Origin of the sequence: Nostoc sp. TCL26-01, from assembly GCF_013393945.1 — a bacterium.
Lineage (GTDB): Bacteria > Cyanobacteriota > Cyanobacteriia > Cyanobacteriales > Nostocaceae > Trichormus.
Window position 1 is genome coordinate 4,658,917 of the sequence record NZ_CP040297.1, and the last position, 22,028, is coordinate 4,680,944.

Consider the following 22,028-nt stretch of genomic DNA (forward strand, 5'->3'; position numbering starts at 1 on the left):
GGTTTTAAGATTTAACTATCTGCTAAGAATTTTTGAACTACGGACTTGATTTTGGAAGTATCTTTGACAAATTTACAAAAGGGAATTTCTTTAGTCCATTCTTCATAGAAAGACTCATTCTTGTAATAACTATTAGGTAAGAAGATATGAGGGATCTGCAAAAGAGTACAGAGAATATGTCCATGTAATCGGTTTGTGATCACTAATTTATGCTGTTGAAGCTGATAAATACCACTGTGCATTAAACTCCATGAATATTGATGTATGGATGGTCTATCAATTTGCTTAAACACAGGACTATAAGGATGTAGATATTGCCATTTTTGTCTAGATATCCACTCAGATGGATTTGCCAGACCTTTTTGCCATAGTTCTCTGAATAATTGAGAACCATAACGTGATAATCTTTTATCAGGATGTCCAAACTTCCACTTATATGAAACCCAGTCTTCAACTAACAAATTAGGAATTTCCAAAATATTTGCTAGGAATTGTTCATTTATTTCTTTATCTTGTCTACAGTGATACAAAATGGAGGACTTTGATTTATTAACGTCCGGTATTTTAGGTAAACCAGTCATTTGGAAAGCCATATCAGGTGCTTTAAAAACTTTGCATCTATCAAAAGCATCAATGGCTATTGTGTAACTACGATTATCACGTACGAATATAGTTAAATCGGGATGGCGATTAAAAATATCTGCTGCTTTCTTTAAATTAGCAGAGTTACTAAAATATATGCTTTGAGGTAAAATAACAATTGGGCGATCGCAATATGTAGAAATAATATATTCTCGGAAGTTTTGATACTCAGGCCATAAATCTCCTAAATTGCCTCCTCCATGCAGTATTATAGGTGAGTTACCAGCTTTTTCTTCTAAAGTAGTTGCAGAAAAATTGGATTTACTAGTAGCATATTTAATTTTTGTACCCATCACATTAGTTAAATAAAGTATGCTACCAAGCCATATTAGGTTATCTCCTATGTTTGGATGTGCAGGATAGTCTAGAAATGCACATGATTGAAAACTACCTACCTTTGATAGGGCATTGTGTAAATGTTCTGTAATTTTTTCGGGTGTAGAAATTTTCATTTTGAATTAAACGCAAGAATGTGGTTAAAAATGTTGCTTTCGCCAACTAAAATTAAATTATACTTTCTATCTATCAAAAAATGAACTTCTGAATTTATTTTTCTAAATTTTATAATTTAGTTAATAGTAAAAGTACTAACTAAAAACAAGAAGTATGATAGTTTTATCTGATTTATAAGAATCAAAAATCAAAAATCCCCAGATTCTTAAAGAAGGTGGAGATTTTTTTGATTAAGGCATGAAGATATTACCTAGAATATGCTAATAAACACCAACTTTATGGTATTCATTCCCAGAATTGGGTGGTGTGATTGCATTTTCAATTAATGGATTTTTCCTAACTAATCACACCAAAAAACTAATACTAGGCTAGATATGAATATTATTCTTCTTCAACATCCATATCTTCTTCTTCTTCTTCATGAGCCTTAGCTACAGAGTTAGCAGAAACCACAGCACCTTTGTCTAGCTTTTCTCGCACCAGTTTTTTAATTTGCTCAGAAAATTCTGGCTTTTCTTCTAAGTATTTAATAGCATTATCTCGTCCCTGGGAAATATTATCGCCGTTGTAGCTATACCAAGCGCCCTTGCGGATGAGAATACCAGTTTCTTCAGCCAAGTCTACTAAACAACCGATAGTAGAAACTCCTTTACCAAAGATAATGTCAAATTCTGCAACTCTAAAAGGTGGTGCAACTTTATTTTTAGCAACTTTGACTTTCACTCGATTACCAAATTCATCAGTTCCTTTTTTCAAGGTTTGAATCCGACGAATATCTAAGCGGACTGAAGCATAGAATTTCAGTGCGTTACCACCAGTTGTGGTTTCTGGGCTACCGTAGGTAACACCAATTTTTTGTCGCAGTTGGTTGATGAAAATGACTGTGCAACCAGATTTACCAATATTGCCAGTGATTTTACGTAGAGCTTGGCTCATCAATCTCGCTTGTAAACCGACGTGAGCATCACCCATATCTCCTTCAATTTCCGCACGGGGAACCAACGCAGCAACTGAGTCGATCACTACAATGTCAACTGCGGCGGAACGCACCAACTGATCAACAATTTCCAAAGCTGATTCGCCTGTATCTGGTTGAGAAACCAGCAGATTGTCGATATCTACACCCAAAGCTCCTGCATAGGTGGGATCAAGAGCGTGTTCTGCGTCTACGAAAGCAGCAATACCGCCTTCTCTTTGCACTTCGGCGATCGCATGGAGTGCTACTGTTGTTTTACCAGAACTTTCCGGGCCATAAATCTCAATCACTCGTCCCTTGGGTAAACCGCCACCCAATGCTAAATCCAAGGTAAGCGCCCCGGTAGAAATCGTCTCTACTCGCATCCGAGTAGCATCGCCCAGGCGCATGATTGCTCCTTTACCGAAGCTGCGCTCAATCTGGTTGAGTACCATAGTCAGCGCTTTTTGCTTGCCGGAAGTGTCGGTATTGATAGCCATTCGTGCCTCTAAAATATATGGATCTAAGAATTGTGTGGTTTGGAGTTTAGTAGAACAGATATACTATTTTAACTGGAAAATTCTAGTATAAGTCTTCTCTGGTGAAAAAGTAACTTTGACAAGATCCTAACCTAATCGCTACCTGATTAGGGTAACTTTGCAGAATGTCAAACACTTACATCAATTAGCTACTCCTTTTCATTAGACGTTCAATTTGGGATTCAATGGCTAGCAAAAGTTGCTCTTGTTGCCAATTTTGATAGAGGCTAGCGGCGATACAAGCTGCACCAGCACCTACACCTTCTTTGACAAACCCCTGCTCATAAGCTTGGAGTTGGGGATAACGAGAATTAGCAAAACTGAGGCTAGTCGCCAGAAGAGGAGGAGCCTGCATTTGGGGATATTGACGGTTTTTACCCAGATTCAGAGCTAATGCCACAGTATCACCCGTTGGGTCTTCTGCTACCCAACGAGTTGTACCCACAATTACTTGAGTCGGTTGCCAAGATAAATTGTAAACTTCAGCGATCGCACTCAGCAAAGCATAGACAGCCAGCATTTGCGTTCCCCCTGCTAGCATTACACCACAACTGCGACTAGCAGCGATCGCCATTCCTGCCACCACCACCTGCATCGGATCACCCACAGCCGCAGCGAGTTCTAGAGGATTGGAGAAGGATGGGGAGATGGAAGGATAATTTTTCTCCTTGTCCCCTTGTCCCCTTGTCCCCTTGTCCCCCAGTCCCCAGTCCCCAGTCCCCAATCCCTCTACCACCACCTGCCATTTTTGCTCGTGATTACAAATTGGGTGACTACTATTGACCTTACCGACTGCCTCAATACCCAAGCCAGTTAAAATTGCCAGGGCAGTTGTTGTACCACCGACAACGCATTCACTGAAAATTACATATCCTTGTTCAGCTTGAGTAGCTAGACGTTCACCCCAAAGTAACCCTTGCTCAAATAAGTGCTGTACAGTGGCTAATGACATCGCCGCACCTGTGCTTAAACACTTAGCAGGAAAGCCACCCAAGTCAATTATGGGAACAGCCGGAGGTTGGGGTAAACCAGCATTAAATAAATATAAGGGGATATTTAGTGACTCAACTACCGCACGAGAAATGAAGACAGGTGATGCACCCGCAGTCAATGGCGGTAAAGGAAATTTGGGATTGTGTTCTGCACCATAATATAAATACTCTGCATCAGCACAAGCCGTATATAGCCGATCCTCTGGAGTCTTCCCAGCCGCCGAGATACCGGGAATTAAAGCCGTTTCCGTAAAACCTAAGATACAGGTAAATAAAGGTAGGCGATCGCTATATCGTTGCAACCACGCTTCACCTTGTTTTATTTGCGTATAAATACGAATCATTTTTAGTCAATAGTCAATAGTCATTAGTCAATAGTCATTAGTCGATGAAAGTAATCAATAAATCATTGACGTGATGATCCTATGAGTTTTTGACCAATGACCAATGACCAATGACTAACATTAATAATCCATCAAAACTTGTACCCAATGGGGTGGACGAGGGATGGGATTGCCCAACCGATCTAAAAGTAACCATGCTGCCAAATGAACAACAAACAGGTAAATAAAATTATTGATCACAATTAAGACTACAGCCCCAACTTGAATCAAGAACACACTGGGGCTAGATAATAAACCCAACTGCAAGAATAGCCACTCCGTAATTTCCGTGACTTGGGTAATCAAATAAACCCACAAGTCTTCCCCCGACAATACGGACAATAACCACAGGCGAAAAAATACTCCTAAAGTACCCAACAGAGTACCCAAAGTCATAGAAATCATCCAAGAAACACGACGATACCAACTAGCCCCAAGTAACACCCCCATAAACGCAAAGGGCATGACAAATAAGAGACTGCGGACAGGCCCCATTAGCACCGACAATAGTAACCCAGATGTCACCGCCGCCATCCACGCGGCTCGTTTGCCCCAACGTAAATAAACTAAAGCAATGGGTACAGGGAAAAATATCCGTAATACTGGCCCCAAAGGAAAGTAAAAATTAATAAACCAAATCAGACTGGAGGCACTTGCTAAAAATGCCGTTTCCACCATTCTCAAAGGCGCATCAACTTTCAATTGTGGTGACAGTAGCTTGTGAGGATTCTCCATGCCAGCCTCTACACAAGATTGGCGATCGCTTATCGGCTCTTGTGGATTAGACTTTTGATTGCCGGGGGTTGGAGATTCAGGGGATGGATCTGCTTCTGGCTCATCTGGCTGAGAATCTAAAATACTCATTTTGAAAGTCTTTAATTTAACATTTTTTCTAGAGCTAAGACATCAGGAATCGAGATGGTGTCTTGATCTCGCTTAATCAAGCCTTTTTTTTCTAATCTTGTCAATACCCTAGTCACTGTTTCTCGCGCTAACCCACTCAAACTACTGATTTCTCGGTGAGGTAAGTTGGGAATTTCTGTGCCTGTCTGCCCATGTTTTCCTTGGCTTTCTTGCAAAAACAACAATGTATCTACTACCCGTGACTGACTATCTGATTCCCGCAGCCGCAAGCGCCGATTGACTTGTCGCAAGCGTTGAGCCATCAACTTAGATAGGCGAACTCCTGCCATTGGTTCTGTTTCCAATAATTTCAGAAAATCTTGGGATGGTATACTGCCAATCACCGTGGTAGCCAAAGTAATCACATCTGTAGAGCGAGTTACTTCATTTAGTGCTGCCATTTCCCCAAACAATTCTCCTTTACCTAAAATATTCAGCGTTACCTCTTTCCCTTCCAAATTATAAGTACGGATTTTTACCCAGCCTTCAACTATAAAATATACCGAACCTCCCCAGTCATTTTCTAGCAAGATGACTTGATTAGCTGGGTGTGTACGAGTAACAAGATGAGTAAGAGCTAGTTTTACGGCATTTTCTGGTAATCCTTGAAAAAAAGAAATCAAATTCATCCAAGGATTATTGTTATATCGGTCTTCCATTACAACATTATGATTCAGCAGCTATGTGTAAAAAAACAAGAGCGCTATATTCAGCCTAAGCGATTCAGGTACTTATTTTTACAAAAAATCATCCCGGTTTGCTACTCCAGCTAGTGATTGAAGCATTTTTCTCTACAATCTCTATCTTAAGAGATAGAACTGTGTGAACTTCCGGCCCGCAACAACTGTTTGCCTTTCGTAAATATGCTGTTAGAACTAATAATACTCGCAAGGGGGTGAGAAAGGGGAATGGGTAATAATCAATAGTCATTAGTCATTAGTCATTAGTCAATGGTCAATAGTCAATAGTCATTAGTCACCACTCTCCGACTTCCGACTTCCACTCAGCACTTCGCACTCAGCACTCCCTCACTCTCTACTCCCCCGTGTTTTTACATAGTAGAAAATTTGCTTGGCGGTTTGGATTTTTTTGTGTTTTCATACTATGAAGTCCCAAAGGCTGTAATATTCGCTTGAACAACTGACTTGAAAGTAGGTATTCCCAATGAAACAAGTTTCATCATCAATTATGATAAATCTCTCTTCCCTCACTCCCTATTCCCTGACAATTTGAGAGTTTTAATCAAGCAATGAGTCATGACTATAAAACCAACGAAATCATTATGTCTTCACCCGTAAAACCTTATACCCTTACACCCTAAAACCAGGAATTTAGAGACAAAGCTTAAAAAAACTACAATTGTCAAATTAATTTTCCACCCAGTTAACCTAAAAGTTCTAGCTAAGGTAATTTAAAGTGACTTCCCGTACTGATGAAATTCAAAAACTAATTGCAGATATTGACAGTTTACTCAGTAGCAGTGGTAAGCGCCTGTCTCGGCTGCTGTCTAGTCAGGCGCAAGATCCAAATGAGGTTTTGGAGAAAATTCGGACTTTTTTAGTTAATCTCTATGAGAGTGAGATAGCAGAAAATGCGAACCGCGATTTAGCTACGGGACAGAATTATAATTCATCTTTGTTAACAAAATTTATTAATCAAGATCAGCATCAGTCTTCTACACAGCTGGAGCAAACTCAGCAAGAAGATAGTTATGCTTCATTTCAACAATTTAAAAATGAGTTATCCGAATTAATCCAACCCTTGCAAGGAGAAATCACCGCATTGTTGCAAGAGCGAACAATTCTGATGCAGGAAATTCGCCAGTTGGAACAAAAACGATTACAAAATTATTCCTTAAGTCAGCAGTTAGCGAATCAAGAGCAAATAATTACCGACTTTTTGCAGGTGCTGATGAATCGTTTAGCACCAGCTTTAGCCGTTCAGGTAACGGGAACTACGGCTAATCTTCCTCATGATGTTCATGATAGCGATCGCTCTAGCTTGAATTCAACCGCCCCACCTCCAACATTTTGGGAGTCATCAGAACAGGGGGAACGTTTAACACAACTCACTCAGGAATTAGATCAGCGTTTGTTGTCCTTGGATGGGACTGTTAACGTAATTTTTGACGCACTACAGCGCAATATTAATACTTATCATGAGTCTTTGTCTCAAGCACTGGCAAGAATGCACAGTACAGGCTTGCAAGGCGAAAGGGTAATGGCGGATTTTCTGAATAATTTGACACAGTATTTACAACAACAAGTATCAAATTTACCTTCATCTATCCAAGACAAAGAAAATTCTCTGCCTAGTTTATCGCTATCTTTGCCAACTATTCCACCAGCCCCTAAACTAGACCCCATTCCTACACCTAGTCCAGAGTTAGTATCGACACCGCCAGCACCAGATAATCAAGCAGTTACTAACACAGATGAGCTAGATGCAGTACTTTTACAGCTTGGTGTTGATACACCTTTAGCAGCAGATGAGCCGGATACACCAACAACATTATTTTCGGAGGGTTGGGAATTAGAAGGTGATGAAGTAGATTTAATCTACGCGAGCTTGTTTGGCAATGATCGTTTTTCTCATGTCGGTATGGCATTCAATCCAGAGTCCATGACGACTGATTTACCAGACTTGGATGTGGAAGATGCACCCACAACTCCGATTCATCCTGTTGCAGATGTGGATATGGCAGCAATGATGCCGGATGCGTGGTTTGATCAATCAGATACGGGTTTATTTGATTTAGTTGAACTGAACTCAGACGAAACCCCAATTACTTCCACACCATCATCAGATTTGTGGCAAGCGCCGTTGTTTGAGGTGGAAACTCAAACAAATTTACTGGAAATGGCTCCAGCGATCTCCACACCGCCAACAAATGATGATATTATTGCCACCCTAGCAGATTTATCAATTAACACTGATGTCGATTTGGCAGAACAGTTGATAGATACAGAAAAATCACCTGTAACTCCAGCACCTCAAACACCAGCAGTAGTCATTCCCCATGAGCAACCAGAACAATTAGCCAATAACTATACCCCTGCTTCACCTCAAGAAAATTTACTTTCTCCAGAAGTCACTCAATTAATCAAGCTGCCAGATATTTCCTTAAATGAGGAGCAATGGCTGAAATTACATCAAGATTTGGCTAAATTAGATGAGCAGCCGTCATCAGAGACACAATTTGCCGAGATTACTCCAGAAGTTCATAGCCAACAGGAACCGGAAGTAACCGAAAATCATCTTAGCGTGGTTGCTGATGTGGAAGTTCCCCAGGTTGCTTCCATATCTCTACCGCAAACACAAACAGTTTTGGACTTCACCCCCAATAGCGAAAACGAAACCAAAACAGCAGTCAATACACCTACTCCCATACAGCCAAATCCAGAAGTTACGCCACAAAGTTCTGATTCTGTTTGGTATTTGGGGATTGATTTAGGAACCACAGGGATTTCTGCGGCTTTATTAAATCGCTCTACGGGTGTGGTGTATCCTATTTATTGGTCAGCCGAAACACAACCAGGGGCAAATTCATTCCAGCAGTCATTCCGCTTACCAGCAGAGGTTTATCTACCGACGACTTCTGTGACTCCCTCTGGGATGGAAGGAACACCAGGTTCATCAACCCCTGATGTGAAAAGTCATCTTTACTCTGTGCAGTTGAAGCCATATTTACAGGTGGCGATTCCCTACAAAAATCAACTGCAAAAATGGGAACCTGTATTGCAATTTAATGAACTTTCAGCAGGGCCTTTGATTTGGGTAGTGCGATCGCTCTCAAAGTTACTTTTAACCCTCAAGGCAGACCGTTACAGCACAACTCAGGGGTTAATTGCCACAGCTGTCGGTCTAAATCAACGGACTTTCCATCATATTACCAGTAATATTGCGGGAATTATCTGCAATTGTCCATCTAGTTGGTCAGAACAATATCGTTTTAATGTGCGAGAAGCTTTACTTACCAGTAAATTAGTCCCACATCCAGGGCAAGTCTTTTTTGTTGAAGAAGCGATCGCCAATACTCTCAGTTTCCTTGACGGTGCTAATGGTGAAGCTGTCCAATTAAGTACTCACAAAGGCTTATCCCCAGCCAATAGCAGCGATCATCCCTTAATTGGTCATACCCTGATTATCAATGTGGGTGCAACAGCCACAGAAATGGCACTAGTCGATATCCCAGATAGCTTATCACAACTGACACACAATAATTTCATGCTCCACAGTTTCGCCTACGCCAGCAAAGGACTGGAGCAGGATATTATCTGTCAGTTACTTTTATCAACAAAATATCGCCAATCTCGCTGGGAAAATCCAGAAGATCATCAAAAAATTACCAGTAACCCTTGGCAATGGCAATCGGCTGTTCCTGGTGTAGATAGAATGCAATGGCAGAGTTTAGGGTGGGAAGAATTAGTATTACCCCGCGTCGGTGAACCTGATATCCATGCGCGGATTCGCCTCCAGCAGCGTCTAGAAAGTTCCTTGCTAGGGCAAGCGGTGATTGATGCTGCTTTGGCTTTGAAGTTGATTTTACAACACCAAGAGTCTTTCAGTTTAGATTTAGCTGATCAACGCTGGGTATTACAGCGTCGAGATTTAGAAAGTCAGGTGTTTGTCCCCTTCGTTCGTCGTCTCAACCGCGAACTTAACAAGTTGTTGGTGGCGCGGGGTATCCCGACAGAAGCGATTAATCAAGCCATTTTAACTGGTGGGGTAGCTAATTTGGGTGTGGTAAATCGTTGGCTGAGGCAAAAACTCCCCAGTGCAAAGATTATTCAAGACTCCTATCTGGGGGAAAACGGCGCACCTAACTGTAGTCGAGTTGCTTGTGGTTTGGCGATGCTACCCTTACATCCCCAAGTTTTAGAAGAATCCCGACATCAATATACTGATTATTTCCTGTTCACCGAATTACTGCGGCTATTGCCAGACAGAACTTTATCTTTTAACGAAGTACTGCAATTATTTGAAGCACGGGGAATTAATACCAGTATTTGTCAGCAACGCTTATTAGCTTTCCTAGAAGGTGAACTACCCCCCGGCTTAATTCCAGTCACCCCCGAATCTACCTGGTTAACAGCAAATTCTCTGAGTAATGCTGATTATCAGGCGATCGCTACTACACCACTTTTTGCCAAACAAGGCAATCTTTCCTACCGTCCCAACCCCCAACAATTGCTAGTATTCCATCGTTATCTAGATGCTATCAAAGCCAGCACCCAACAATCACTAGAGGAACCTTATACTGTGAATTTTGTTGTCAGATCAACTCATTAATATCCCAGAAAATATTAGATGTAGGTTGGGTGGAGCAACACGCAACCCAACACCCTAATTCATATTAAATTACACAAATTTATCTTAGGATTTGTTGAGATAAGACTTAGCCCAAGAGTAGCGTTTTACATCTTTTTTTAGTAAATATTCTGCTGCTTCATGTCGTTTCTCTTGATTTTTTGTACTACGGAATACTCGTTTTAGTTCATCATCAATATCTTCACTTTTAGCTCCACGTTGTATTGCTTGTTCAAACCGATAATCACCTTCCACATAGTCACTACGATCATAAGAAATTGCGCCCATTAAGGTATAAGGTTGATAGCTATCAGGCTGATATTCCATAGCTTTTCTGGCACAATTTTCAGCATCAGCCAATTCATCCATATCTCTGAATGCTGCACCTCTAGTCACTAAAATAGCTGACTTGAGATTACCTTCTTTGATTTTTCCTAAGTCTAGATTAGTTAATTTTAATGCTTGTTCTGGTTCATTTGCTTTACGCCAATAACTACTAGCTGTAGGTATTTGCCACTTATTTCCAGTTCGCTTAAGTTCTTGCTCATGAAACTCTGCTTCTAGTCTGTAATGAGCAATGGCAATCTTACCATCACGAGACAACATTTTTTGTTCTAATAGTTGAGCAACTAAAAGAGGATCTAGACGTTCCTTGTTATCCAACTTCACCATAATTGTGTAAAATGGCTGCATTTCTAGATTAGGGTCTATCAATCCATATTTTCTTTTGAGTATTTCAAAATGTTTTTGTTGAGCTAACAGAATAATATCTTCACGTCCATGATTATTTAACCATGTGATTTCTACTTCACTGAGGATTACTGATTTTCCTATCTTTAATTTCAGAGTATCAGCATATTTATCATTGGCAATTTTCAGTGTTTCTACCAATTTAGCTTGAGTAATAAATGTCAAATCCTGTTCATCTAACTGACTTTCTGAATCAAGCTTTTTTAGAATTGTATATAGATAATTAGTTGGCGATAAGTTATCATATTGAGCTGCTTTATACTTTATCTTCAAGGCAGTAAATTCTCGTTTTTGTTCTAGTTCTTCTGCAATAGCAATTGTTTCAGTCAATCCTTGTTGTTCTAACCAGTAAATTTCCGAATACATTAGTTTTTTATCTGCATCAAGTTTTTGTAGTATCTGATATAATTGACTAGATAGAGATGTATATGGATGTTGACTGGCATTATACTTAATCTTGAGTTGAGTAAATTGAGCCTGCTTTGCAGACTTTTGTTGTTCAAATATTTCTATAGTTTCAAAAAGTTCTTGATTTAATAGCCATTCATATTCAGAGTCGTTTAAATTATCTTCTGTATCTATTTTTTTGAGTATTTTGTACAATCGGCTGTCAGGGAATGAATCTTGATATTTAGTAGCTTGATACTTTTTTTTCAAGTCCTTAAATTTTTTTAAATCCTGAATAATTGCCACTGTTTGCGTAAAATTATTATTTTGTAATAATTCTATTTCTACGTTACTGAGATCATTTCCTGATTCTAGTTTCCAAAGTATCGTGTACAAAAAACTATCGATTGAAAATTCCCAAGGTTTAGTAATTTTATACTTACTTTTCAAATAAGCAAAATCAGCTTCTATTCTTTTAGCTTCTCCAGCGCTAAATTGCTGTAGCTGAATAACTTCAATTGTTTCCAAAAGTCTTTGCTCTTTTAACCAATCAAACTCTAATTCATTCAGTTTAAGTCCCAAATCAACTTTACGTAAAATGAGATACAGTAAACTTGACGGTGATGATTCTTGATAATTAGTAGCTTGATACTTAGATTTTAGTGCAGTGAAGTGTTTGAGCCGATTTTCCTGTTCTTGATCCATGTTGACAGTAGATGCGATACCTACGGTAAGCTCCGCTAACGCACTTAGTAAAATGTGTTATCTACTACCATAACAACACTAGTAAAAAAAGGCGAGTAAAATACTCACCCAAGAAAAATCAGTATTTCTCAAAATACACAATTTCCCAAAATACACAGCGTAATTGCTACAATACTCCACACTGCCCATGCTGGCGTAACAAATGGTCACACAACACCAGTGCCACCATTGCTTCCACCATCGGCACTGCACGTGGTAAAACACAAGGATCATGTCTGCCTTTTGCGGCTAATACAGTTTCTTCACCTTCACGAGTGACTGTTTTTTGCTCTTTCCTAATGGTAGCTGTGGGTTTAAATGCAACTCGCAAAATGATATTTTCGCCGTTGGCAATACCACCTTGAATCCCACCAGAACGGTTAGTTACAGTGCGGATTTCGCCGTGATCATCAATATAATATTCGTCGTTATGTTCAATTCCTGTGAGCAGAGTTCCCGCAAAGCCAGAACCAATTTCAAAACCTTTGCTAGCAGGGAGAGACATCACAGCTTTAGCGATATCAGCTTCTAATTTATCAAATACTGGCTCACCCAAACCTTTCGGCACATTCCGCGCTACACATTCCACCACACCACCGATAGAATCACCTTGTCTACCAGTTTGCTCGATTAATTCAATCATCCGTTCTGCCAATTCTGCATCAGGACAACGCACAATGTTGCTTTCTACCTGTTCTAAGGTGACAGTATTCGGATCTACTACACCCTCTAAATCCTTGATGCGCTTGACATAACCGACTATCTCTACATTAGCAACTTGACGGAGAATTTTTTTAGCGATCGCACCTGCGGCTACTCGTCCAATTGTCTCACGAGCTGACGACCTACCCCCACCTTGCCAATTCCGAATCCCATATTTAGCATCGTAGGTTGCATCTGCATGGGAAGGGCGATACTTTTGTGCCATCTCGTCATAATCTTGGGGACGAGTATCTTTATTCCGCACCAAAATCGATATTGGTGTTCCTAGAGTTTTACCTTCAAAAACTCCAGACAGAATCTCACAAGTGTCTGCTTCCTTGCGGGGTGTAGTGATTTTACTTTGCCCCGGTCGTCTTCTATCTAACTCTAGTTGAATTTCTTCAGCAGAAATTTCTAATCGTGGAGGACAACCATCAATCACAACTCCCACGCCTCCGCCGTGAGACTCGCCAAAAGTAGTGATCCGAAATAGATGTCCAAAAGTATTTCCCATGACGTTGAAGCAAAAGGATGCAGTTTATGTATTGTACCTAGAGTTTTCGCTCTGCACACAAACTAAATTTATTAACAAAAAAGCGCCCCCCGTGAGGGAGACGCTTTTTCGAGCTAGATTAAGCTGAGAAATTAACCGTGGATAGCAGGAGCGCTGATAGCCACAGGAGCAGACTCAGCAGCAGCCAAATCTAAGGGGAAGTTGTGAGCATTGCGCTCGTGCATGACTTCCATACCCAAGTTAGCGCGGTTGATGATGTCAGCCCAGGTATTGATTACACGACCTTGAGAGTCGATGATGGATTGGTTGAAGTTGAATCCGTTCAAGTTGAACGCCATTGTGCTTACGCCTAGGGCGGTGAACCAGATACCAATCACTGGCCATGCTGCTAGGAAGAAGTGCAAGGAACGGCTGTTGTTGAAGGATGCGTATTGGAAGATGAGACGACCGAAGTAGCCGTGGGCTGCCACGATGTTGTAGGTTTCTTCTTCTTGTCCGAATTTGTAGCCGTAGTTCTGTGATTCGTTTTCGCTGGTTTCACGAACTAAGGAAGATGTTACTAAGCTTCCGTGCATTGCACTGAATAAGCTTCCACCGAATACTCCTGCTACTCCTAACATATGGAAGGGGTGCATCAGGATGTTATGCTCTGCTTGGAACACGATCATGAAGTTGAAGGTTCCAGAGATACCCAAGGGCATTCCGTCTGAGAATGATCCTTGTCCGATTGGGTATACCAAGAATACTGCTGTTGCTGCTGCTACGGGGGCGGAGAAGGCTAGGCAGATCCATGGACGCATTCCTAGGCGGTATGATAGTTCCCATTCACGTCCTAGGTAGCAGAATACTCCGATTAAGAAGTGGAATACTACTAGTTGGTATGGACCTCCGTTGTATAACCACTCGTCTAATGATGCTGCTTCCCATATTGGGTAGAAGTGTAGTCCAATTGCGTTGGATGATGGTACTACTGCTCCGGAGATGATGTTGTTTCCGTACATTAATGAACCTGCTACTGGTTCACGGATGCCGTCGATGTCTACGGGGGGGGCGGCGATGAAGGCGATGATGAAGCAGGTGGTTGCAGCTAGCAAGGTGGGGATCATTAATACGCCGAACCAGCCGATGTATATGCGGTTGTTGGTGCTGGTGATCCAGTTGCAGAACTGTTCCCATACGTTGGCGCTTTGGCGCTGTTGTAAGGTTGCGGTCATGGTTTTATAATTGCGGTTGTATTTTATGTATGTATCAGGCGTGTTTGTTTTCGCCTGTATTAGTAATTTACACCGCTTTACAAAAATTAATCAAGTAGGAGAGATTTTGTAGAGTTGATATTAATGATGAGTTTTACTTATTGAACGGCAAGATAAGGAGCGATCGCTCATGTTTATCCCTATACATCTGTGAAATGTAGCATCTTGGTCAAGAATGCAACTTAAAAAACTGTAAATACGTCCTAATTAATTGATGTGCTTCCGCAATTATCTTCTGACCGGATTATGATGAGCAGGAAAGGTTTAGTTGCTAATTATCGTGTGTGGCGACGACGCTGGTTTTATCCATTAATTTCAGTGGTAGTCGCTGTGAGTCTGTGTCTCGGTACACCTTTAACTGGGAAGGCTTTAGATTTAAGGCCTCTGTTGTTACAAGGAGTGCAAATACTCCAGCTTTCTAATATATCCGATCGCCAAGAGGTTGATCTGGGCAAGCAAATGAATCAGCAATTGCGTAGTGGTGAAGTGAGAATTTCTCGGAATGCTGAACTCAATCGCTACGTGGAACAAATTGGAGAACGCCTGGCGGCAAATAGCGATCGCCCAAATCTTCCTTTTACCTTCCAAGTGGTTGAAGATGATGCTGTGAATGCGTTTGCGACTTTGGGTGGTTATGTTTATATCAATACGGGTTTGTTGAAAACTGCCGACAATGAAGCAGAACTAGCCAGTGTCATGGCTCATGAAATTGGTCATATTGGTGGTAAACATCTCGTTAAACAGATGCGCCAAAAAGCCCTAGCTAGTGGTGTAGCTTCAGCCACAGGTTTAGATCGCAACACAGCAGTAGGGATTGGCGTAGAACTCGCACTCAACCGTCCCCGTAGTCGTCAAGATGAATTTGATGCTGATAAACGAGGATTAAGAACTTTAACAAGAGCCGGTTATGCTCAGTCAGGTATGGTTTCCTTCATGCAAAAATTGCTGAAAGGCGGCGGTTCGGTTCCCACGTTTTTGAGTACTCACCCTGCAACTAGCGATCGCATCGATGCCCTCAGACGCAGTATTGCTTCTCAACCCAGTAATGGACGTTACGGATTGGATAATGCTGCCTATCGAGCGAGAATCCGAGAATTACTCTAAAACTAAATAATTATGCTCGCTGTTTATTGCGGCGAGCTGTTATTTTGATGGGATCAACATTAACTACCCCATCTTCTAGAGGTATGGTACGTGAGGAGTTTGTAAAAATATTCGTTTGATAGACTAGGTTATTTGTCACATCCAAAGCGGTTAGCCAACCACTACGCGGATGGTATGCACCAGTATCTATACCTAGCCACCCTTGCCCTTTAGCTAATTTACCAGGACTAACGCCAGGGAAAGTAAAAGTAATAGTATGACCAATAATAATCAGTTTATCACAGAAGTATGGCTGAGTAATACTATGAAATTCTTGTCTAATCCAGCAAAATTGTTCAGATGTCTGTTCTGACAAAGGTAAATTGGGATCAACTCCGGCATGAGTTAACCAAACATCCCCCAAATCAAGATATGTAGGTAAACTCTGCAACCAATCTATATGTTCTTCAGGAATGCTGCTGTCTTCATAACTGGCCATAGTTGCTTGTCCCCCACTATGTAACCATGCTTGCATTGCTGGAACAGACATTGTGTCACTCATGAGAATGTTTAATAACATCTGTTCATGATTGCCCAACAGACATTGATAGTTGTGCTGTTTGATCAGATTAATTACATATGAGCTATGGGGGCCTCGATCAATCACATCTCCTAAGAAATAAACTTCGTCATCTAACCCAGGAGTGATCGCTGCCAAAAGACTCATCAATCCCTCATAATGGCCATGTACATCCCCAATAACTATTCGACGTTGACTAGTTTCGCTCATTGGTTCTTAAGTGAAATAACTTAGCTGAATACTTTTGCTACAGTTTAAGCGCTTGGGATTCCGTATCAAAAGGTAAAAATTACTTGACAAGTTTAAAGCTATGTTAGCGTGTTCTCACAAAATCCGGGGGAATTACATAGAACAAATGATGACGACCCATCAGCTCTCAGGTAGCTTAAAATTTAGGCAGATGTTTTGTCACTGACACCTAACTTTACAATGTCTGAACAGTTTTCTGCTGAAATTAGCTCACGCATCTGCAAACATATGAATGAAGATCATAGCGATGCGATCGTTCTCTATGCTCAGGTATTTGGCAAAATCACCCAAACCACATCCGCTCAAATGCTCTCTATTGATGCTCAAGGTATGGATTTAACCGCAAAAGTAGACGGAGAAACTATACCTGTGCGGATTCAATTTGATCATGTTTTAGCCGATGCAGAAGATGCTCATCAAACTCTGATTGCTATGGTTAAGCAGGCGCGAGTCAATGGTCAATAGTCAATGGTCAATGGTCAATAGTTATTAGTCATTAGTCAAGAGATTCTCTTCTTGCCTCTCACTCAGCACGCGGCTCATCGCCGCGCTACCGCTAACAGCACTCCCTACTTAATTTATCTCCATAATCTAGCGAGGAGTACACCTAACTGAACGCTGATAATGCCGAGTATGGCACTACCTAGCCAATAGCCAGTTGCAGATAACCACATACCGTTACGGAATAAGGTGACAGAATCTAAACCGTAAGTGGAAAAAGTTGTGTATGCTCCTAAGAATCCAGTTGTTACTATTAATCTAATTTCTGGGGAAATAGTCACTACTTTTTCTAAAGCTAGGGTAGTGAAAAATCCCATCGCTAGACAACCACTAAGATTAATAAAGAAAGTTCCGTAGGGGAAACTTGCCCCAAAGCGTTGGACAAACCAGAAAGTAATATAGTAGCGGCTTAATGCACCTGCGATCGCACCTAAACTAATGGCAATAGGAATACGTAGATTAGGGTCTTGTAACATATATAAGCATCTAATTTGATGACTTAACTCATGGGTAGTGGCATAGCTAACATTAAGTATAAGTACTAGCTCAGGATTAATTTTTCTAAAAAGTAATCTTTAACACAGTATTTTATAACATCAATAATCAATCGTTCAAAAAAGTAAATTTTTACTAGTAATTAATAAACAAGATTTACGCAACTGGCAGACTAAATAAAAGCAATAGTTGTCAAAAGTCCAAAGTCAACAGTCAAAAATCTTAGTTTTTGACCAATGACCAATGACCAATGACCAATGACTAATGACTTTTATTTGATAAATTTGAGAGGGAAAACCGTACTTAGCTTGGGGCGCAATTTCTACCTGATAAATCCATGTTCAGATAGATACAATCAAGGTACGGCTTAAGTAATGCTGTTGTTTAGGAAAGCTTAAAAAAATTAATACAGCATTAGCAGGAGAGCAAAATATGGGAAATCAATTCAAAACGCTGGCTTTACTGGCTGCCCTCAGTGGCTTATTAATTGCCATTAGTTATTGGGTAATTGGCGGTACTAATGGCTTGATGATCGGGATTGGGTTAGCAGCAGTTACAAACCTGTTTTCTTGGTATCAATCAGATAAAATTGCTTTGGCAGTTTACCGCGCGCAACCCGTAAACGAAAGCCAAGCACCAGGACTATATCGCATGGTGCAAAGATTATCGCAACGCGCTCAGATTCCTATGCCTGGAGTTTACATTGTCCCCAGCCAAACTGCTAATGCTTTTGCTACGGGACGAGATCCAGAACACGCTGCTGTTGCTGTCACAGAAGGTATTTTAAATATTCTGCCAGAAGATGAGTTAGAAGCTGTGATTGCTCACGAACTGAGTCATATTATTAATCGTGATACTTTAACACAAGCTGTAGCGGCGACAGTTGCTGGTGCTATCTCTTTCTTAGCACAAATGGTTAGTTATAGCTTGTGGTTTGGCGGTGCAGGTTCACGCGATAACGATAGAGGTGGAAACCCCTTGGGAATATTATTAACTGTAGTGCTTGCACCTCTAGCTGCTACCGTTATTCAATTAGCAATATCCCGCACAAGAGAGTTTTCTGCTGATGCTGGTTCTGCTAGATTAACAGGTAATCCCCGCGCTTTAGCTCGTGCATTACAAAGATTAGAAACCAGTGCGCGTCAACTACCATTGGATGCAAATCCAGCTTTTGAACCATTGTTAATTATCAATCCTATTTCTGGGAAATTTTTAGGTAATTTATTCTCCAGTCACCCATCTACCGAAGCACGAGTTGCACAGTTGCTGAAATTAGAGCAACAAATTCAGACCAATACTTATTAACAATGTGGGTTAAGTACATTGCCTAATGACTGTTGACTAAAAGGACGTATTAACTTATGAATCCTAACAACATCGAAATTGAAACTGTCGAATCTACCGTTGTGGTGGAAATCAGCTCTCAAACCAACGAAATCGTGGAAACTGAAATGGCTGGAGAAACTGATGAAGTGAAGCGCGAAACTAAAGCGCTGATTGAAGCACTCAGAAGACGCGCTCAAGCAGAAGCCGAATCAGCCGGAACTCTTACCCGCGAAACTTATTTAAATGCAGTACGCAAAGCACGAGAAACAATTGAAGGAGAAAAAATTATCGAACGCGATCGCCTAGAATATTTTTGGGCAGTTTTCAAAGACGAAACTGAGAGAAACTGGCACTTAATGATGAAAGATTTTACAGACTTAAGTGTCCGTGTACAGAATGCTGCTAAAGCTGCTTGGGAAGCTTTCAATGCACCTCGTCATGAAGGTTAAAATTAGCTCTTGAGAGTAGGTATAAAAATATGGGGGTGTAAAAGTGCAAGAGTTTCTCTCACTTACACCCCCAAATCTTTTTGTATCAATGCCTTCTCAGCGATAGATAAAGTTAGCGTCAGGATAGATGCGATCGCTACGTAAAATCTGGCAAATTATTTGAGTAACTTATTTGCCATCACTAGAAATCATGGTTTCGTCTCGTTTTCTCCGCTTCTTTCGTCATCTCAACTGGGCTGCAATCAAAAAAACTTTTACCAGAATCTCCGAAAGACGACTGCTAGGGCTAGCTTCAGAAATTGCCTTTAATGCAATCTTGTCTTTATTTCCCGCCATTCTGGCTATGCTTACAGCCATTGGTTTGTTAGAAGCATCTTTGCAAGACACATTCAGACAATTGGCGATACAACTGAGTCAAGTAGTACCAGATGATGCGATGACATTAATTAGTGATTTTGCTAGCAAAGAAATTACCAACCCCAAAAATAGCGGTTTGTTCTCTCTCAGCTTCATACTCGCCATTTGGACAGCCTCTGGGGCAGTAAATACAGCAATGACAGCCTTTGATCAAATCCATCAAATACCCCCAGAAAAAATCCGCCCTTTTTGGCAAGCAAAACTTGTCTCTTTAGGCTTGACAGTAGGAACTATCTTACTTTTGGTACTGGCTTCTTTTTTGGTGTTTATCAGTGATTTACTGTTAGGAGTAGTTGTAAATGAAAATGGTTCTTTAATTTTCCTCCTACATCTTTGGCAGTTATTACGCTGGCCTTTGGCTTTAGGAATTGTTGCCACAGCATTTGGTTTTGTTTATCGCTACGGGCCTAGTGTTTGGAATCCAGGCACACCAATGATGCCAGGCGCAATCATTGCCGCAGTTTTTTGGGCAATTCTTTCTGCCTTATTTCGCCAATATGTAGCCAATTTTGGTAACTATAACAAAGTTTATGGGGCAGTAGGGACAGTGATCGTGTTGATGCTGTGGCTGTGGATGAGTGCTGCTGTTTTGTTAGTTGGAGACCAATTAAACGTAACTGTAGGTGAACAAATGCGTTCAAAAGCGTCTAAAAATTTATCAGCAAAGGTTAATTAATAAATATCATTACAACTTTTGCAAAAGTTTTAGATAGCAGTATAATATTGAACGATTTTATGAGAAATAAATGAGCGATCGCCTAAATGCCAGAGTTTTCTTCTATCAGTGAGCGAGCAATTACTATCAAACGTCTGCGGCAATTGAGTCGCCTGTTAGATAAGGTTATCGCTATCCCCGGCACACCGGTTGCCCTTGGTTTAGATCCCATCATCGGATTTATCCCCATTGGCGGGGATGTTTTAGGTTTACTCCTGTCTAGCTACATCGTCTTTGAAGCATCAAGATTAGGTTTACCCAAAAAGATTTTGCAGAAAATGATATTTAATATCATCATCGATACTTTAGTAGGTAGTATTCCTGTTTTGGGTGACTTATTTGATTTTGCTTGGACAGCAAACGAATATAATATCAGGCTAATAGAAGAACACTTAAGGTAAATAGAAAATAACCTTGAAGAAGAATTCAGAAGTCAGAATACCCTACGGGAAGCAAGCTACAGGAGTCAGAATAAATTAGTTGCGGGTCTGAATCATCGATTGATTGAAAACCTCTAAATCGTAGATTTGGAGAGGGTTTTAGACCCATTTATTCATCCGCCAGTCGTACAGAATTCATGCTGTTAGCGGTAGCGGGGCGTTTAGCCCATTCTAACTCCTGACTCCTGAATTCTGTTCGATAAGTTGGAGAAAACTATTTCCTACTCTTCATTTTCTACTGTAGAATGTCTTAGCGAGTGTTGAGATCACTCATTGATCAAAAGAATGAAAGATTGGTGGCAAGCAACTTTCCCTCAAGGGCGGCAAAGTGTAATTATTAGTGATGTACAAGGTTATCCAGTACAAATTGCCTACGGTGAAAAAGGTAAGGGTAGACCATTATTTTTACTACATGGTATGGGTAGTTGGAGCTATAATTGGCGTTATAGCGTAGCCCCCTTATCTCAAAATTTTCGAGTCATTTGTGTCGATGCTAAAGGTTTCGGTTTTTCCGAAAAGCCTTGGTGGCGTAGAGAACAAAATGGGCATCAAGTTGTTGAGTTAGAACGGATTATTCAAAGTTTATGTGATGAACCTGCGATTGTTGTTGCTGAGTCTCTAGGTGCATTAATTGCCCTAGCTTTAGCTCAAAAAAATCCCCAATTGATCAGCAGGTTAGTAGTGATCAATGCACCGATTTTTACTGAACAACTTCCCCATTGGGCGATGTCTCTACTGGCCAGAACTCCCATAGAAATATTACAAACAATCGACTCTTTGCGCCTAGCTTATGTATTTGCGCCTTTATTGCGAGAAATCATGGCTGTAGAGAGACGTAAAGTCTTATTTGATCCATCGATTTTAACTCAAGAAGATGTGTACTGGATTACTTATCCATTTATTGAAATTCCTGGCACTATTGTCAAAGTTGCAGAAGAGTTACAAATAGCAGCCAGAGAAATCGAAAATTGGCAAGCAAACAAACCAAATATGCTCAGTCACATTCAAAAAAACTTGAGTGTAATTGAGTGTCCCACATTAATTTTATGGGGTGATCAAGATAGTTGGTTTCCTGCTAGTCATGGAGAAAAATTACATCAACACCTACCTAATTCCCGCTTGCAAATTTTAGAGAACTGTTATCATGATGCCTCAACGGGTTCTGCAAAGATTGTGAATCACGCTATTCTGAAATTTCTGCGGGATACGGGATTTATTTAATAATAGGTCATTGGTCATTGGTCAT

General features: G+C 40.7%; 18 protein-coding genes and 1 pseudogene. 8 read left to right on the forward strand and 11 right to left on the reverse strand.

All coding sequences use genetic code 11. The annotated features are described in order from the left end of the window. Positions 1 to 11: 11 nt before the first annotated feature. From FD725_RS20130 to FD725_RS32180, 6 genes are all read right to left on the reverse strand, one after another. Positions 12 to 1,094, reverse strand: a complete 1,083-nt coding sequence (locus FD725_RS20130) for a polysaccharide pyruvyl transferase family protein (RefSeq protein WP_179049783.1) — start codon at positions 1,092 to 1,094, stop codon at positions 12 to 14. Between the two features lie 382 nt (positions 1,095 to 1,476). Beyond that, entirely contained in the window at positions 1,477 to 2,550 is a 1,074-nt protein-coding gene (recA, locus tag FD725_RS20135) for a recombinase RecA (protein ID WP_179049784.1), read from the reverse strand. Positions 2,551 to 2,734: 184 nt separating this feature from the next. After that, the gene (cobT, locus tag FD725_RS20140) at positions 2,735 to 3,925 is read right to left on the reverse strand and encodes a nicotinate mononucleotide-dependent phosphoribosyltransferase CobT (protein ID WP_179049785.1); all 1,191 of its coding nucleotides are present in this window, start codon (positions 3,923 to 3,925) and stop codon (positions 2,735 to 2,737) included. Between the two features lie 120 nt (positions 3,926 to 4,045). After that, on the reverse strand, positions 4,046 to 4,828 hold the full coding sequence (locus FD725_RS20145; protein ID WP_179049786.1) for a DUF2232 domain-containing protein: 783 nt from the start codon (positions 4,826 to 4,828) through the stop codon (positions 4,046 to 4,048). 11 nt (positions 4,829 to 4,839) lie between these two features. Then, positions 4,840 to 5,526, reverse strand: a complete 687-nt coding sequence (locus FD725_RS20150) for a Crp/Fnr family transcriptional regulator (RefSeq protein WP_179049787.1) — start codon at positions 5,524 to 5,526, stop codon at positions 4,840 to 4,842. Between the two features lie 88 nt (positions 5,527 to 5,614). Then, positions 5,615 to 5,797 carry a hypothetical protein gene (locus FD725_RS32180; protein ID WP_218653127.1) on the reverse strand — a complete coding sequence of 61 codons (183 nt, stop codon included), beginning with the start codon at positions 5,795 to 5,797 and terminating at the stop codon, positions 5,615 to 5,617. A gap of 486 nt (positions 5,798 to 6,283) precedes the next feature. On the opposite strand from FD725_RS32180, the gene FD725_RS20155 reads away from it, so the two are divergent. Beyond that, positions 6,284 to 10,159, forward strand: coding sequence for a hypothetical protein (locus tag FD725_RS20155; protein WP_179049788.1), 3,876 nt, complete (start codon positions 6,284 to 6,286; stop codon positions 10,157 to 10,159). An 84-nt stretch (positions 10,160 to 10,243) separates the two neighbouring features. On the opposite strand, the gene FD725_RS20160 is transcribed toward FD725_RS20155, so the two are convergent. From FD725_RS20160 to psbA, 3 genes are all read right to left on the reverse strand, one after another. Beyond that, positions 10,244 to 11,896 carry a hypothetical protein gene (locus FD725_RS20160; RefSeq protein WP_306296879.1) on the reverse strand — a complete coding sequence of 551 codons (1,653 nt, stop codon included), beginning with the start codon at positions 11,894 to 11,896 and terminating at the stop codon, positions 10,244 to 10,246. A gap of 289 nt (positions 11,897 to 12,185) precedes the next feature. Beyond that, on the reverse strand, positions 12,186 to 13,274 hold the full coding sequence (aroC, locus tag FD725_RS20165; RefSeq protein ID WP_179049790.1) for a chorismate synthase: 1,089 nt from the start codon (positions 13,272 to 13,274) through the stop codon (positions 12,186 to 12,188). Between the two features lie 131 nt (positions 13,275 to 13,405). Further along, positions 13,406 to 14,488 carry a photosystem II q(b) protein gene (gene psbA, locus FD725_RS20170; RefSeq protein ID WP_179046298.1) on the reverse strand — a complete coding sequence of 361 codons (1,083 nt, stop codon included), beginning with the start codon at positions 14,486 to 14,488 and terminating at the stop codon, positions 13,406 to 13,408. Between the two features lie 285 nt (positions 14,489 to 14,773). Here psbA and FD725_RS20175 point away from each other — a divergent pair, with 285 nt between their 5' ends. Further along, on the forward strand, positions 14,774 to 15,631 hold the full coding sequence (locus tag FD725_RS20175; protein WP_179049791.1) for a M48 family metallopeptidase: 858 nt from the start codon (positions 14,774 to 14,776) through the stop codon (positions 15,629 to 15,631). Between the two features lie 10 nt (positions 15,632 to 15,641). On the opposite strand, the gene FD725_RS20180 is transcribed toward FD725_RS20175, so the two are convergent. Continuing rightward, entirely contained in the window at positions 15,642 to 16,400 is a 759-nt protein-coding gene (locus FD725_RS20180) for a metallophosphoesterase family protein (RefSeq protein WP_179049792.1), read from the reverse strand. Between the two features lie 219 nt (positions 16,401 to 16,619). Between FD725_RS20180 and FD725_RS20185 the strand changes: the two genes are divergently transcribed. Continuing rightward, the gene (locus FD725_RS20185; protein ID WP_179049793.1) at positions 16,620 to 16,904 is read left to right on the forward strand and encodes a DUF2470 domain-containing protein; all 285 of its coding nucleotides are present in this window, start codon (positions 16,620 to 16,622) and stop codon (positions 16,902 to 16,904) included. Between the two features lie 113 nt (positions 16,905 to 17,017). Here the strand turns inward: FD725_RS20185 and crcB are convergent, their stop codons facing one another. Continuing rightward, the gene (gene crcB / locus FD725_RS20190) at positions 17,018 to 17,416 is read right to left on the reverse strand and encodes a fluoride efflux transporter CrcB (protein WP_179049794.1); all 399 of its coding nucleotides are present in this window, start codon (positions 17,414 to 17,416) and stop codon (positions 17,018 to 17,020) included. Between the two features lie 451 nt (positions 17,417 to 17,867). Between crcB and FD725_RS20195 the strand changes: the two genes are divergently transcribed. From FD725_RS20195 to FD725_RS20215, 5 genes and pseudogenes are all read left to right on the forward strand, one after another. Continuing rightward, a complete protein-coding gene (locus tag FD725_RS20195) occupies positions 17,868 to 18,740 on the forward strand; it encodes a zinc metalloprotease HtpX (RefSeq protein ID WP_179049795.1) in 873 nt (290 codons plus the stop codon). A gap of 56 nt (positions 18,741 to 18,796) precedes the next feature. After that, the gene (locus FD725_RS20200) at positions 18,797 to 19,210 is read left to right on the forward strand and encodes a hypothetical protein (protein ID WP_179049796.1); all 414 of its coding nucleotides are present in this window, start codon (positions 18,797 to 18,799) and stop codon (positions 19,208 to 19,210) included. 190 nt (positions 19,211 to 19,400) lie between these two features. Then, entirely contained in the window at positions 19,401 to 20,303 is a 903-nt protein-coding gene (locus FD725_RS20205) for a YihY/virulence factor BrkB family protein (RefSeq protein ID WP_179049797.1), read from the forward strand. Between the two features lie 86 nt (positions 20,304 to 20,389). Further along, positions 20,390 to 20,740: pseudogene (locus tag FD725_RS20210) on the forward strand (DUF4112 domain-containing protein); the annotation flags it as partial. 327 nt (positions 20,741 to 21,067) lie between these two features. Then, the gene (locus tag FD725_RS20215; RefSeq protein WP_179049799.1) at positions 21,068 to 22,003 is read left to right on the forward strand and encodes an alpha/beta fold hydrolase; all 936 of its coding nucleotides are present in this window, start codon (positions 21,068 to 21,070) and stop codon (positions 22,001 to 22,003) included. Positions 22,004 to 22,028 lie beyond the last annotated feature (25 nt).

Excerpts from the sequence above, each read along its gene's own strand:
- FD725_RS20130 (WP_179049783.1), bottom strand. The coding sequence starts at position 1,094 with ATGAAAATTTCTACACCCGAAAAAATTACAGAACATTTACACAATGCC.
- recA (WP_179049784.1), bottom strand. The coding sequence starts at position 2,550 with ATGGCTATCAATACCGACACTTCCGGCAAGCAAAAAGCGCTGACTATG.
- cobT (WP_179049785.1), bottom strand. The coding sequence starts at position 3,925 with ATGATTCGTATTTATACGCAAATAAAACAAGGTGAAGCGTGGTTGCAA.
- FD725_RS20145 (WP_179049786.1), bottom strand. The coding sequence starts at position 4,828 with ATGAGTATTTTAGATTCTCAGCCAGATGAGCCAGAAGCAGATCCATCC.
- FD725_RS20150 (WP_179049787.1), bottom strand. The coding sequence starts at position 5,526 with ATGGAAGACCGATATAACAATAATCCTTGGATGAATTTGATTTCTTTT.
- FD725_RS32180 (WP_218653127.1), bottom strand. The coding sequence starts at position 5,797 with ATGACTATTGATTATTACCCATTCCCCTTTCTCACCCCCTTGCGAGTA.
- aroC (WP_179049790.1), bottom strand. The coding sequence starts at position 13,274 with ATGGGAAATACTTTTGGACATCTATTTCGGATCACTACTTTTGGCGAG.
- psbA (WP_179046298.1), bottom strand. The coding sequence starts at position 14,488 with ATGACCGCAACCTTACAACAGCGCCAAAGCGCCAACGTATGGGAACAG.
- FD725_RS20175 (WP_179049791.1), top strand. The coding sequence starts at position 14,774 with ATGATGAGCAGGAAAGGTTTAGTTGCTAATTATCGTGTGTGGCGACGA.
- FD725_RS20180 (WP_179049792.1), bottom strand. The coding sequence starts at position 16,400 with ATGAGCGAAACTAGTCAACGTCGAATAGTTATTGGGGATGTACATGGC.
- FD725_RS20185 (WP_179049793.1), top strand. The coding sequence starts at position 16,620 with ATGTCTGAACAGTTTTCTGCTGAAATTAGCTCACGCATCTGCAAACAT.
- crcB (WP_179049794.1), bottom strand. The coding sequence starts at position 17,416 with ATGTTACAAGACCCTAATCTACGTATTCCTATTGCCATTAGTTTAGGT.
- FD725_RS20195 (WP_179049795.1), top strand. The coding sequence starts at position 17,868 with ATGGGAAATCAATTCAAAACGCTGGCTTTACTGGCTGCCCTCAGTGGC.
- FD725_RS20200 (WP_179049796.1), top strand. The coding sequence starts at position 18,797 with ATGAATCCTAACAACATCGAAATTGAAACTGTCGAATCTACCGTTGTG.
- FD725_RS20205 (WP_179049797.1), top strand. The coding sequence starts at position 19,401 with ATGGTTTCGTCTCGTTTTCTCCGCTTCTTTCGTCATCTCAACTGGGCT.
- FD725_RS20215 (WP_179049799.1), top strand. The coding sequence starts at position 21,068 with ATGAAAGATTGGTGGCAAGCAACTTTCCCTCAAGGGCGGCAAAGTGTA.